General features: G+C 70.8%; 10 protein-coding genes. 6 read left to right on the plus strand and 4 right to left on the minus strand.

Features of this window, described 5'->3' with window-relative positions:
* Positions 1-195 precede the first annotated feature (195 nt).
* The 5 genes from AB0316_RS13500 to AB0316_RS13520 all read left to right on the plus strand — a co-directional run bounded on the left by AB0316_RS13500 (position 196) and on the right by AB0316_RS13520 (position 5,499).
* The gene (locus AB0316_RS13500; protein ID WP_366273531.1) at positions 196-663 is read left to right on the plus strand and encodes a GyrI-like domain-containing protein; all 468 of its coding nucleotides are present in this window, start codon (positions 196-198) and stop codon (positions 661-663) included.
* 161 nt (positions 664-824) lie between these two features.
* A complete protein-coding gene (topA, locus tag AB0316_RS13505) occupies positions 825-3,584 on the plus strand; it encodes a type I DNA topoisomerase (protein ID WP_366273532.1) in 2,760 nt (919 codons plus the stop codon).
* A gap of 168 nt (positions 3,585-3,752) precedes the next feature.
* Complete coding sequence (locus AB0316_RS13510; protein WP_366273533.1) at positions 3,753-4,217, plus strand: GNAT family N-acetyltransferase; 465 nt, start codon at positions 3,753-3,755, stop codon at positions 4,215-4,217.
* 12 nt (positions 4,218-4,229) lie between these two features.
* Positions 4,230-5,024, plus strand: a complete 795-nt coding sequence (locus AB0316_RS13515; protein ID WP_366273534.1) for a PIG-L family deacetylase — start codon at positions 4,230-4,232, stop codon at positions 5,022-5,024.
* A 7-nt stretch (positions 5,025-5,031) separates the two neighbouring features.
* Entirely contained in the window at positions 5,032-5,499 is a 468-nt protein-coding gene (locus AB0316_RS13520) for an SCP2 sterol-binding domain-containing protein (RefSeq protein ID WP_366273535.1), read from the plus strand.
* Between the two features lie 170 nt (positions 5,500-5,669).
* Here the strand turns inward: AB0316_RS13520 and AB0316_RS13525 are convergent, their stop codons facing one another.
* Together AB0316_RS13525 and AB0316_RS13530 are read right to left on the minus strand one after the other, a co-directional pair.
* Complete coding sequence (locus AB0316_RS13525; RefSeq protein ID WP_366273536.1) at positions 5,670-7,070, minus strand: gluconate:H+ symporter; 1,401 nt, start codon at positions 7,068-7,070, stop codon at positions 5,670-5,672.
* Positions 7,067-7,612: a gluconokinase gene (locus AB0316_RS13530; RefSeq protein WP_366273537.1), complete on the minus strand. Its 546-nt coding sequence runs from the start codon at positions 7,610-7,612 to the stop codon at positions 7,067-7,069. Before AB0316_RS13530 ends, AB0316_RS13525 begins: the two co-directional genes overlap by 4 nt.
* Positions 7,613-7,770: 158 nt before the next feature.
* Here AB0316_RS13530 and AB0316_RS13535 point away from each other — a divergent pair, with 158 nt between their 5' ends.
* Positions 7,771-8,475, plus strand: coding sequence for an FCD domain-containing protein (locus AB0316_RS13535; protein WP_366273538.1), 705 nt, complete (start codon positions 7,771-7,773; stop codon positions 8,473-8,475).
* Between the two features lie 117 nt (positions 8,476-8,592).
* Here the strand turns inward: AB0316_RS13535 and AB0316_RS13540 are convergent, their stop codons facing one another.
* Complete coding sequence (locus AB0316_RS13540; protein ID WP_366273539.1) at positions 8,593-10,167, minus strand: hypothetical protein; 1,575 nt, start codon at positions 10,165-10,167, stop codon at positions 8,593-8,595.
* Positions 10,168-10,339: 172 nt separating this feature from the next.
* Positions 10,340-12,562, minus strand: coding sequence for an NADP-dependent isocitrate dehydrogenase (locus tag AB0316_RS13545; RefSeq protein ID WP_366273540.1), 2,223 nt, complete (start codon positions 12,560-12,562; stop codon positions 10,340-10,342).
* Between the last annotated feature and the right edge of the window lie 144 nt (positions 12,563-12,706).

Raw genomic sequence — 12,706 nt, forward strand, 5'->3', positions numbered from 1 at the left:
CTTCCAATTTGTTGAACCTTAAACTATCAGAGGAACGTCGGCTTCACGTCGATCATTCCGGGAACGTATGCCTTCCGCTGCGTTTCGGGGTGCACCGGTCGGGGCGGCCGGGAGGGACCTCCGTCCCCCGCGCGGGCACGTGCGCGGGCCCTTCGGCCCTGTCCGCGCCTCGCCGACCGGACGGACGCTGGCCGGATGAAGGAGACGAACGAGATCCGCGTCGTCGAGGCCCAGGAGACGCCCACCGCCGTGCTGCACGCCGAGGTGCCGGTCACCGAGCTGCCCGCCTTCTTCCAGAAGGCCTTCACCGAGACGTGGAACGCCATGCGCACCCAGGGACTGACCCCGGTCGGGCCGCCCTTCGCCCTCTACCACGGCATGCCGGCGGCGACCGTCGACGTCGAGGTGGGCTTCCCCGTCACCTCGCCCGCCCACCCGGACGGCGAGGTCGAGCCGAGCACGCTGCCGGGGGGCCGCGCCGTCGAGGCCCTGCACGTCGGGCCCTACGACACCATGGGCGAGACCTACGGTCAGCTCGAGCAGTGGATGGTCGGGCAGCGCCTGCGCCCCGGGTCGGTGATGTGGGAGAGCTACCTCAGCGACCCGCAGCGCGAGCCCGACCCCGCCACCTGGCGCACCCTGATCCACTGGCCCGTCGGCTGAGCGGTCCGGGCGTCGGCACCTGCCGGGCGGGACGGCATACGGCCGCTCCGCGGGTGCCTGGCGAGCCCGGACGCCTCCTGCTGTTACGGTCGGTCCCGCGTCCACGTCGGGGCAGCGACGAATCCGCTGCACGTGAGATGCGGGAAGTTGAAGGTGCATCCATGGCCGCAGGCAAGGGCCGCAAGCTCGTCATCGTCGAGTCGCCCGCCAAGGCGAAGACCATCGCCGGCTACCTCGGCGGCGACTTCGAGGTCGAGGCCTCGGTCGGTCACATCCGTGACCTGCCCAACCCGTCGGAGCTGCCGGCGGACATGAAGAAGGGCCCGTACGGCAAGTTCGCCGTCGACGTCGAGAACGGCTTCGACCCCTACTACGTCGTCGACCCCGACAAGAAGAAGAAGGTCGCCGAGCTCAAGCGGCTGCTCAAGGACGCCAGCGAGCTCTACCTCGCCACCGATGAGGACCGCGAGGGCGAGGCCATCGCGTGGCACCTGCTCGAGGCGCTCAAGCCCCGGGTCCCGGTCAAGCGCATGGTGTTCCACGAGATCACCCGTGAGGCGATCCAGCGCGCTGTCAACGACACCCGCGAGATCGACACCGCGATGGTCGACGCGCAGGAGACCCGCCGCATCCTCGACCGCCTCTACGGCTACGAGGTCAGCCCCGTCCTGTGGCGCAAGGTCCGCCAGGGCCTCTCGGCCGGCCGCGTGCAGTCGGTCGCAACGCGCATGGTCGTCGAGCGCGAGCGCGAGCGCATGGCGTTCGTCCGCTCCTCGTACTGGGACGTCGAGGGCGAGTTCACCCCGGAGGGCGCCGCCCAGCAGTTCACCGCGCGGCTGTCCTCCGTCGACGGCGTGCGTGTGGCCTCGGGTCGCGACTTCGCCGATGACGGCCGCCTGACCGGCAAGGGCGTCGTGCACCTCGACGAGGCGCTCGCGACCCGCATCGCGTCGGCGTGCCTGCCGCTCACGGCGAGGGTCACCGACGTCCAGGAGAAGCCCTACACCCGTCGCCCGTCGGCGCCGTTCACCACCTCGACCCTCCAGCAGGAGGCCTCCCGCAAGCTGCGGATGTCGTCCAAGAACGCGATGCGCGTGGCACAGCGGCTCTACGAGAACGGCTACATCACCTATATGCGTACCGACAGCACGACGCTGTCGGACGCCGCGACGACCGCGGCCCGCAGCCAGGCGCGCGACATGTACGGCGCCGAGTACGTGCCGGACAGCCCGCGCCGCTACGAGAAGAAGGTCAAGAACGCGCAGGAGGCCCATGAGGCCATCCGCCCTGCCGGTGACCGCTTCCGCAGCCCGGCCCAGGTGGCCGGCGAGCTGCGCGGCGAGGAGTTCGCCCTCTACGAGCTGATCTGGAAGCGCACCGTCGCCTCGCAGATGGCCGACGCGCGCGGTTCGACGGCCACCGTCAAGCTCGCCGTCGACACGGCGATCGAGGGCGCGCAGTCGGTGGAGTTCAGCGCGAGCGGCACGGTCATCACCTTCAAGGGCTTCCTCGCGGCCTACGAGGAGGGCCGCGACGACGAGGCCACCGCTCGCGCCGACGCCGCCGCGGAGGAGCGCCGCCTGCCGAAGCTGTCCGCCGGGGTCGCGCTCGAAGTGGTGCGCGCCGAGGCCGACGGCCACGAGACGAGCCCGCCCGCCCGCTACACCGAGGCCACCCTCGTCAAGGCGATGGAGGAGCGCGGCATCGGCCGCCCGTCGACGTATGCCGCGACGATCGGCACGATCCAGGACCGCGGCTACGTGTTCAACAAGGGCCAGGCCCTCGTGCCGACATGGCTCGCCTTCGCCGTCACGCGGCTGCTCGAGGAGCACTTCGGCAACCTCGTCGACTACGAGTTCACCGCCTCGATGGAGGAGGACCTCGACCGCATCGCCAACGGCGACGAGCGGCGCATCGACTGGCTCAAGCGCTTCTACTTCGGCGAGGAGGCGACGACCGGCGAGGGCCTCAAGTCGCTCGTCGACGACCTCGGCGAGATCGACGCCAAGGAGATCTCGACCATTCCGATCGGCGACGGCATGGTCGTGCGCGTCGGCCGCTACGGCCCGTACGTCGAGGAGGTCGTGCCCGCGGGTGTGGACCTCGCGACCGGTGAGGTCGCCGACGGCGCCTCCGTGTCGGGCACGCCCCGGCGCGCGACGATCACCGACGACGTCGCCCCCGACGAGATGACCCCCGAGAAGGCGCGCGAGCTGCTCGAGGTCGCTGCCGACGACGGCAAGGTGCTCGGCCGCGACCCCGAGACAGGCCGCGAGATCGTTGCCAAGGCCGGGCGCTACGGGCCCTACGTCACCGAGGTCATCGAGGAGGACGAGGCGCCCGCGGCCGACAAGCCGAAGGCCCGCAAGGCCGCCAAGGCCAAGCCGCGCACCGCCTCGCTCTTCAAGGACATGGAGCTGTCGACCCTGACGCTCGACGACGCGCTCAAGCTGCTGTCGCTGCCGCGCGTCGTCGGCACCGACGCCGAGGGCGTCGAGATCACGGCGCAGAACGGCCGATACGGGCCCTACCTCAAGAAGGGCACCGACTCGCGCTCGCTCGCCTCCGAGTCGCAGCTGTTCGACATCACGCTCGACGAGGCGCTCGCGATCTATGCGCAGCCCAAGCAGCGCGGTCGCGCGGCCGCCGCGCCGCCGCTCAAGGAGCTCGGCGCCGACCCGGTCAGCGGCAAGCCCGTCGTCGTCAAGGACGGCCGGTTCGGTCCGTACGTCACCGACGGCGAGACGAACGCGACCCTGCGCAAGGACGACGACCCGGCCTCGATCACCCCGGAGCGCGGCTACGAGCTGCTCGCCGAGAAGCGCGCCAAGGGCCCGACGACCCGCAAGCGCGCCGTGAAGAAGACGGCCAAGAAGACCGCGAAGCGCACGACGAAGAAGACCGCCGCCAAGAAGGCCTGACCTCGCCCCCTCGAGTGCGCAGTTCGTCCCACGTCTCGTGTGGCGGAGTGCGCACTCGAGTGGAGCTACGTGCGCTCTCGAGTGGGGCTACGTGCGCTCTCGAGCGACGGGGGCGTATGCCGGGTCGTGGCCTCCCGGCATACGTGGCGGTCGCGCTAGCGTCGGCTCGTGATCGAGATCCGACGGCTCGAGCCCGCCGACCGTGAGCGGTGGGAGGAGCTCTTCAGGGCGTACATCCGGTTCTACGAGCGCGAGCTGGGCGACACGGCATACGACAGGGCCTGGCGCGAGCTCGCTTCCGACGCAAGGCTGCACGGGCGCGGTGCCTGGCTCGACGGCCGGCTGGTCGGGATCACGCACTTCCTCGTCCACCCCAGCACGAGCGAGCCGGACCTGTGCTACCTCGAGGATCTCTTCACCGATCCGGCCGTCCGGGGGCAAGGGGTGGCGACGGCGCTGGTGGAAGCCGTCCGCGACTGGGCTCGGGCGCAGGGCTGCGGCAGCGTCTACTGGCAGACGCACGAGTCGAATGCGGTGGCTCGGCGGCTCTACGACGAGCTGGCGACCTTCGAGGGCTTCGTCGTCTACACGCTGCCGGTCGGCGACGTGGCGTCGGACGTCGGTGGGCGGTGAGAGGCTGTACGCATGTCAACGCTCGTCTTCGTGCACGCCCATCCCGACGACGAGGCCTCGCAGTCGGCCGGCTCGATGGCGCGGGCCGTCAGTGAGGGCCACCGCGTCGTGCTCGTCGTGGCCACCAACGGCGACCACGGCGATGTGCCCCCCGACCTCGCAGAGGGCGAGACCGTCGTCGACCGGCGCCGCGCCGAGGCGGCGGCGTCCAACGCCCTGATCGGGACGCATCGGGTCGAGTTCCTCGGCTATGCCGACTCCGGCATGACGGGGTGGGCCCAGAACGACCACGAGGCCAGCTTCGCCCGCGCCGACACCGAGGAGGCGGCTGCCCGTCTCGCCGGGATCCTGCGGGAGGAGGCCGCCGACGTCGTCATCGGCTACGACTGGCACGGCGGCTACGGCCACCCCGACCACGTCAAGGTGCATGCGGTGACCAAGCGCGCCGCCGAGATCGCGGCGACGCCCCGCTACCTCGAGGGCTCGATGAACCGCGACGCCATGATCCGGTCGCACCAGGCGGCGCTCGCAGCCGGACTCGACGTGGGGGAGTGGGATCCGACGGTCCCGATGGACGACGGCAACCCCCTCGGCAGCCTCGAGAGCGAGCTGCACTGGGCCTGCGACGTCAGCGAGTTCCTCGAGGTCAAGCGGTCCGCGCTCAAGGCGCACGCCAGCCAGTCCGACGCCCAGGGCATGCTCCAGATGCCGATGGACATGTTCGCCGTCGCCTTCTCGTGGGAGCACTACATCGAGCCGGCCCGTCCCGCCGGGATGGTCACGGGCTGGTTCCTCGACGTGGAGTGAGGGCGCGGTGGGCGAGATCGACTTCCGGACCGCCACCCCTGAGCAGATCGCCGCTGTCGGGCCGGCGGAGTTCGTCCGCATCGTCGAGCGGATGTCCGACCGGCAGGTCGACGAGGTGATGGCGAGCGCGAACCGGGGCCTGATCATCGGCACCATCTTCCGGCGGATGCCGGGGCTGTTCCGCCCCGACCGGGCCGCCGGCGTGGAGGCCACGACCCACTGGAGCATCACCGGGCGACCCGACGGCGGGGCCGACGAGTGGACGGTGCGCTTCGCCGACGCGAGGTGCACCTGTCTCCCGGGTCACGAGGGGCAGGCGGCGCTGTCGCTCACGATGGCGCCGGTCGAGTTCACCAAGGTCGTCACGAAGCGCGGCAGGCCGGCGGTGATGTTCATGACCGGTCGGATCAAGGCCAAGGGCGACCTGCACCTGGCCAACCGCATTCCGAGCTTCTTCGACCTCCCCGAGGGCTGACTCTCGAATTCAACCGTCGAGAGGCCACGTCTGGCCCCTCCCCAACCGTCGAGAGGCCACGAGTGGCCCCTCCTGAACCGACGAGAGGCCACGAGTGGCCCCTCCTGAACCGACGAGGGGCCAGTTCTCGAACGAGAACTGACCCCTCGAGGCGTATGCCGTGTCGCGGGCTAGACGACGAGGTTCAGCAGCAGCACGAGGACGAGGCCGGTGACCGAGAGGACGGTCTCCATGAGCGACCAGGACTTGATGGTCTGGCCGACCTTGAGGCCGAAGAACTCCTTGACCAGCCAGAAGCCGGCGTCGTTGACGTGCGAGAAGAAGACCGAGCCGGCTCCGATGGCCAGGACCATGAGCGAGACCTCGTTGGTCGACATGCCCGCCGCCAGCGGGGCGAGGATCCCCGACGCGGTGACGGTGGCGACGGTGGCCGAGCCGGTGGCGAGGCGGATGAGCACCGCGACGAGCCAGGCGAGCAGGAGCACGGACAGCCCGCTGCCCGAGATCCAGTCGGCGACGAGCTGGCCGATGCCGGTGTCGACGAGGGTCTGCTTGAAGCCGCCGCCGGCGGCCACGATGAGGATGATGCCCGCGATCGGCCCCAGCGAGGACTCGAGCGAGGAGCTGACCTGCTTGATGCCCATCCCGGCACCGCGGCCCAGGGTGAACATGGCGAGCAGCACCGCGATGAGCAGGGCGATCAGGGGCGTGCCGACGAAGTCGAGGACGGTGCGGGCGGCCGTGCCCTTGCCGGCGAGGATGTCGGCCAGCGCCTTGCCCATCATCAGGACGACGGGCGTCAGCACGGTCAGCATCGTGACGCCGAACGACGGACGGGGGCCGTTGTCGTCGTCCGACTCGCGTCCCTCGAACAGGTCGGGGGCGGGGACGTCGACCCACCGGGCGGCGAAGCGGGCGAACCACGGACCGGCGAGGGCGATCGTCGGGATGGCCACGAGGATGCCGAAGCCGAGGGTCACGCCGAGGTTGGCCTTGAGGGCGTCGATGGCCACGAGCGGGCCCGGGTGCGGCGGCACGAGGCCGTGCATGGCCGACAAGCCGGCGAGGGCCGGGATGCCGACGCGGATCACCGACTGCTGCGAGCGCCGGGCGACCAAGAAGATCACTGGCATCAGCAGGACGAGGCCGATCTCGAAGAACATCGGCAGGCCGATGATCGCGCCGACGGCGGCCATCGCCCAGGGCAGCGAACGCGTACCGCTGCGGCCGATGATCGTGTCGACGATCTCGTCGGCACCGCCCGAGTCGGCGAGCAGCTTGCCGAACATCGCGCCGAGGGCGATGAGGATGCCGACGCTGGCGGCGGTGCTGCCGAAGCCCTTGGTGTAGCTGTCGAGCACGTCTGCCATCGAGACGCCCGCGACGGCGCCGACGGTGAGCGCGCCCAGTGTCAGCGAGAGGAACGGGTGCAGCTTGAAGCGCACGATGAGCACCACGAGCACGGCGATGCCGAGCAGGGCGGCGGGCACGAGGCGCCCGGCGGGGATGTCAGGTGCTGCGCCCGCGGCGAGTGCCGAGGTGGGCAGCAGGGAGAACAGGTCGGCGGTCATGGGCGGGTCGCCTCCGGGTCGTGGTGGTCGAGGGTGTGGTGGTCGAGGGTGTCGAGGGACTGGGTGACGATGTCGTCGACCGGCTGGTCGACGTCGAGGACGGCTCCGCGCTCGCCGGGCTCGAGCGGCTCGAGCGTCGCGAACTGCGACTCGACGAGGGCGGCGGGCATGAAGTGGCCGGGACGCCCGGCGACGCGCGCGGCGATGACGTCGGGGTCGCCGTGCAGGTGCACGAAGAAGACCTGGGGCGCGGCGGCCGCCAGCACGTCGCGGTAGGAGCGCTTCAGTGCCGAGCAGCTGGCGACACCGCCGCCGGCGGCGTTGTCCGTCAGCCAGGTGGCGATGGTCGCGAGCCACGGGCGGCGGTCGTCGTCGGTCAGCGGGATGCCCGCGGACATCTTGTCGATGTTGGCCCGGGGGTGGAAGTCGTCGGCGTCGGCGAAGGGCACCCGCAGCCGTTGGGCGAGCGCGGCGCCGACGGTGGTCTTGCCCGAGCCGGACACCCCCATGACGACGACGAGGGGAGGGGGGTGGTGATCCATGTCTTCCGTGACTCCTTCGTCCGGCTCGAACGACCTCTTCGTCGAGACGCCCGCCCAGAATGGTCCAACAAGGGCGTCTTATCAAGTCATCACGGGCTATAAAGCAGATTTGTTATCGGGATGCAGGGCACACGGCAGGCGTGTGCCACTCTTGACCCGTGTCCCTCGCCCCTCGTCCAGCCCTCCACGCGAGCGTCCTGGACGCCCTCGGGCGCCAGATCGTCGGCGGTGAGCTCCCGGCAGGCACCGTGCTGCGCATCGACCAGCTCGACGAGCGCTACGGCGTCTCACGCTCCGTCGTGCGCGAGGCCGTCCGGGTGCTCGACTCGATGGGGTTGGTCGAGGCGCGCAAGCGGCTCGGCGTGCGAGTCCTGCCCAGCGCTTCGTGGAACGTCTTCGACCCGCGCGTGATCCGGTGGCGCCTCGACGGTCCGGGACGCGACGAGCAGCTGCTCTCGCTCGGCGACCTGCGCCGGGGCATCGAGCCCGTCGCGGCCGAGCTCGCCGCCGCTCGGGCGACTCCCGAGCAGTGCGGAGCCCTCATGGGGGCCGTCATGCAGATGGCCGTGCACGCGAAGTCCGGCGATCTCGAGGCCTACCTCGAAGCCGACCAGCTCTTCCACGCGACGCTGCTGGCGGCGTCCGGCAACGAGATGCTCGCAGCCCTCTCCGGCGTCGTCGGCGAGGTCCTCGCCGGTCGCACGCACCACGACCTCATGCCGGCGACCCCCAACCCGGTCGCCGTACGCCTGCACGGCGACGTCGCGGAGGCGGTGCAGTCCGGCGACGGGGCCGCCGCTGCTGCCGCCATGGACGCGATCATCGCGGAGGCCAGGGACGCCCTGCGCGACGTCGAGGGCTAGCCAGCCCACCGCGTACGTATGCCGTCCGGCTCGCTCCCGGACGCGCGCGAAGGCGGTCTCCCGACGGTCGACAGGCGGTCGACGTGACCTCTCGTCGGTCAGGAGGGCGTGACGCGGTCAGGGGTGGACCAGCCGCAGCAGCTGCGCCGTGCCGCCGGCGCCCTCGTCCCGTGGCCCTCCCGCTGGTCGCTCGGCCACCAGCGCGTACGAGCCGCTGCGGATGAAGGGCTCGGCGGCGCCACCGCGGACCACCACCCACTCGGTGTGGTACTTCGCGAGCAGCTCGGCGCGGCGGGCCGAGGACGTCGCCGAGCGGAAGAACGTCTTGGTGTCGGCGATCCTGCGGTCCTCGGCCCGGCCCAGGAACGGGTCCGGCCAGGCCGGCTGGACGGTGAAGATCCCGTAGGCCGGCGCCATCGCCCGGGTGTCCCAGTCGGCGGTCATCACCGTCGATCCCGCCGGCACGTGCTCGGCCAGCCACTCGTAGTCGCCCTTGCTCAGCCGCGAGTGGAAGAGTCGGTCGAGCGTGGCGGGGTAGGAGCCCGGCGACAGCAGGTTCACGACCCCGCTCTGGAAGAGGCAGCCGGCGACGATCGCGAGGCTGGCCACTGCTGCGAACACCCGCTGGGGGCGCGTCTGCGTCTCCGCGACCGAGCGCCGCGGCCTGAGCCAGTCGGCGACGGCCACGCCCACAGCGACCTGGGACAGCAGGGCCACGGGCGGGAACACACGAGCCAGGGCCTCGTGTCCCGTCAGGCCACCCATCACGAAGACAGCCAGGCAGACCCCGACGGTCCATGCCAGCGGGTCGGCGCGGTCGCCCCTGAGGCGGTGCACCAGGACCGGCACGGCGACGAGGAGCAACAGGTAGCGGCCGGCCAGGTTCGTGTAGAGCACCTTGTGGACGGCGTCGAAGCCGTCGAGCCCGCCCGCGGCAGAGAAGACGCTGAAGAGCGGCCACGCCGCGAGGACGGCGAGGCCCAGCGCGGCGCCGACTCCCAGAGCCAGCCACACCCGGCGCGCGATCCGCCGGTGGTGACGCAGCACGAGCGCCACGGCGTAGATGCCGAACGCCAGGGCCGTGAACTGGTGCACGAGGACGGCGACGGCCGCCCCCACCGCAATGCCCAGGACGAGCGGGAAGAGGTGGCGCGACGGCGGATCGAGGACCACGCGCGTCAGCCCGGCGAGCAGCAGCAGCATGAGCCCGACGGCGAACGTCGACGGGTAGGCGATGCCGGCGACGAGCGTCGGCAGGGAGATGAAGCCGCTCCAGTAGAGCAGGTTGGTCCCCCAGAGGAAGCAGGCCGCGAGCAAGGAGGTGACCGGCGCCCAGGGGTTGCTGCTGACCGAGCGGACGAACGCGCGGAAGCCGACGAGGAGGAGCAGCAGGTTGACGACGCCCGAGAGCCGCAGCACGGCGAAGACGTCCCAGCCGGTGCCTCGCGCGACCAGGGCCCAGCCGACGGCCCACGGGGAGAAGTAGGGGTTGCCGAGGCCGTCGGTGCCGGTCATCGGGTCGCGCGGCGCGAGCAGGTGCAGTCGCAGCTGCTCGATCGTGCCGGCGTGGACGAAGAGGTCGCCCAGCGCCGGAAGGCGGACGAGCACCGGGACGAAGGCCAGCACGACGAGTGCGGAGAGCCACGTGTAGGGCTCCCGCACGAAGCTCGGCGTCGTCCGACGGGCTGGCACCGGGCAAGGATAGGAGAGCGAGGCGCGCTCAGGGCGTCACCACACGCGTACGTATGCCGTCCGGCTTGCTCGGGTGCGGGCCCACCCGTGGCCTCTCGACGGTTGGAGGGGTGACGCAAAGTGCCCACTCGACTTTCCCAAGTCGAGTGGGCACTTTGCGTCAGTGAGAGCCTCAGGCCAGGGCGTCGATGATCTCGTTGAAGGTCTTCGACGGGCGCATCACCGAGGCGACCTTCTCGGCGTCGGGGCGGTAGTAGCCGCCGATGTCGACCGGGTGGCCCTGGGCGTCGACGAGCTCCTGGGAGATCGTGTCGATGTTGTCGGCCAGGGCCTGGGCCACGGGGGCGAACGTCTCGGCCAGAGCGGCGTCCTCGGTCTGCTTCGCCAGCTCCTGCGCCCAGTAGAGCGCCAGCCACACGTGGCTGCCACGGTTGTCGATCTGGCCGACGCGGCGGGCCGGGCCCTTGTTCTCGTCGAGCAGCGTGCCGGTCGCGCGGTCGAGGGCCTCGCCGAGCACCTTGGCGCGCTCGTTGCCGGTGACACCCGCGAGGTGCTCGAAGCTGACGGCCAGGGCGAGGAACTCACCGAGGCTGTCCCAGCGCAGGTAGTTCTCCTGGACGAGCTGCTGCACGTGCTTCGGTGCGGAGCCACCGGCGCCGGTCTCGAAGAGGCCGCCGCCGTTGATGAGCGGCACGATCGAGAGCATCTTCGCCGAGGTGCCGAGCTCGAGGATCGGGAAGAGGTCGGTCAGGTAGTCGCGCAGCACGTTGCCGGTGACCGAGATCGTGTCCTCGCCCTTGCGGATGCGGCCCAGGGAGTAGGCGATCGCGTCGGTCGGCTTCATGATCTCGATCGTCAGGCCGTCGGTGTCGTGCTCGCCGAGGTACTCCTTGACCTTCGCGATGAGGTTCGCGTCGTGGGCGCGGTCCTCGTCGAGCCAGAAGACGGCCGGCGTGCCGGTGGCCCGGGCGCGGGTGACGGCCAGCTTGACCCAGTCGCGGATCGGCACGTCCTTGGTCTGGCAGGCGCGCCAGATGTCACCGGCCGAGACCGCGTGCTCGAGGACCGTGTTGCCCGAGCCGTCGACGACGCGCACGGTGCCGTCGGCCGGGATCTCGAAGGTCTTGTCGTGGCTGCCGTACTCCTCGGCCGCCTGGGCCATGAGCCCGACGTTGGAGACCGAGCCCATCGTCGCCGGGTCGTAGGCGCCGTTGGCGCGGCAGTCGTCGATGACGACCTGGTAGATGCCGGCATACGAGCTGTCGGGCAGCACGGCGAGCGTGTCCTGCTCGGCACCCTCGGCGTTCCACATGTGCCCGGAGGTGCGGATCATCGCCGGCATCGACGCGTCGACGATGACGTCGCTCGGGACGTGGAGGTTGGTGATGCCCTTGTCGGAGTTGACCATCGCGATGGCCGGGCCGTCCTCGAAGCCCTTGGCCACGGCGGCCTCGACCTCGGCACGCTCGTCGGCCGGCAGGCTCTCGACGGCCTTGAGCACGGCGCCGAGCCCGTCGTTGGGGGAGGCGCCGACGGAGGCCAGCGCGCCGGCATACGTCTCGAACACGTCGGGGAAGAAGGCGCGCACGACGTGGCCGAAGATGATCGGGTCGGAGACCTTCATCATCGTGGCCTTGAGGTGCACGGAGAAGAGGACGCCCTCCTCCTTGGCGCGCTTGACCTGCTCGGAGAGGAAGTCGCGCAGCTTCGCGACGTCCATGAAGGTGGCGTCGACGACCTCGCCGGCGAGGACGGGGATCGACTCCTTGAGCACCGTCGTGGAGCCGTCGTGGCCGACGAGCTCGATGCGCAGCGTGTCGTCGGCCGGCATGACGACGGACTTCTCGTTGTGCCGGAAGTCGCTCTCGCCCATCGTGGCGACGTTCGTCTTCGAGTCGGCGCTCCAGGCGCCCATCGAGTGCGGGTGCTTGCGCGCGTAGCTCTTGACCGACGCGGGAGCGCGGCGGTCCGAGTTGCCCTCGCGCAGAACGGGGTTGACGGCCGAGCCCTTGACCTTGTCGTATGCCGCCCGGGCCGCCTTCTCCTCGTCGGTGGACGGGTTGTCGGGGTAGTCGGGCAGGGCGTAGCCGGCCGCCTGCAGCTCGGCGATCGCGGCCTTGAGCTGCGGGATCGAGGCCGAGATGTTGGGCAGCTTGATGATGTTGGCCTCGGGCGTCTTGGCGAGGGCGCCGAGCTCGGCCAGCGCGTCGCCGATCTGCTGCTCGGGCCTCAGGGCCTCGGGGAAGCTGGCGATGATGCGCCCCGAGAGCGAGATGTCACGCGTCTCGACCTCGACGCCGGCCTGCTTGGCGAAGGCCGAGACGATCGGCAGCAGCGAGGCCGTCGCCAGGGCAGGTGCCTCGTCCGTGTGCGTGTAGATGATTCGCGAGTCCAACGCGGGTGCTCCGTTCGGGTTGCTGGTCGTGCCGAGATCCGAGAGGTGGGTCCCGAATAAATCTTGATGTCAAGATATCCGATGCGCCGCGGCCGTGGGAGGTCCGGCCGTCGCTCCATCCTGACGGGGTGGCCGCCCACCCCG

The sequence above is a fragment of the Terrabacter sp. NPDC080008 genome (assembly GCF_040702505.1).
Taxonomy (GTDB): Bacteria; Actinomycetota; Actinomycetes; order Actinomycetales; family Dermatophilaceae; genus Terrabacter.

What these genes read in the sequence shown, in the direction of transcription:
- topA (WP_366273532.1), top strand. Translation starts at nt 825, where the DNA reads ATGGCCGCAGGCAAGGGCCGCAAGCTCGTCATCGTCGAGTCGCCCGCC.
- AB0316_RS13525 (WP_366273536.1), bottom strand. Translation starts at nt 7,070, where the DNA reads ATGACCGCCGACCTGTTCTCCCTGCTGCCCACCTCGGCACTCGCCGCG.
- AB0316_RS13500 (WP_366273531.1), top strand. Translation starts at nt 196, where the DNA reads ATGAAGGAGACGAACGAGATCCGCGTCGTCGAGGCCCAGGAGACGCCC.
- AB0316_RS13515 (WP_366273534.1), top strand. Translation starts at nt 4,230, where the DNA reads ATGTCAACGCTCGTCTTCGTGCACGCCCATCCCGACGACGAGGCCTCG.
- AB0316_RS13530 (WP_366273537.1), bottom strand. Translation starts at nt 7,612, where the DNA reads ATGGATCACCACCCCCCTCCCCTCGTCGTCGTCATGGGGGTGTCCGGC.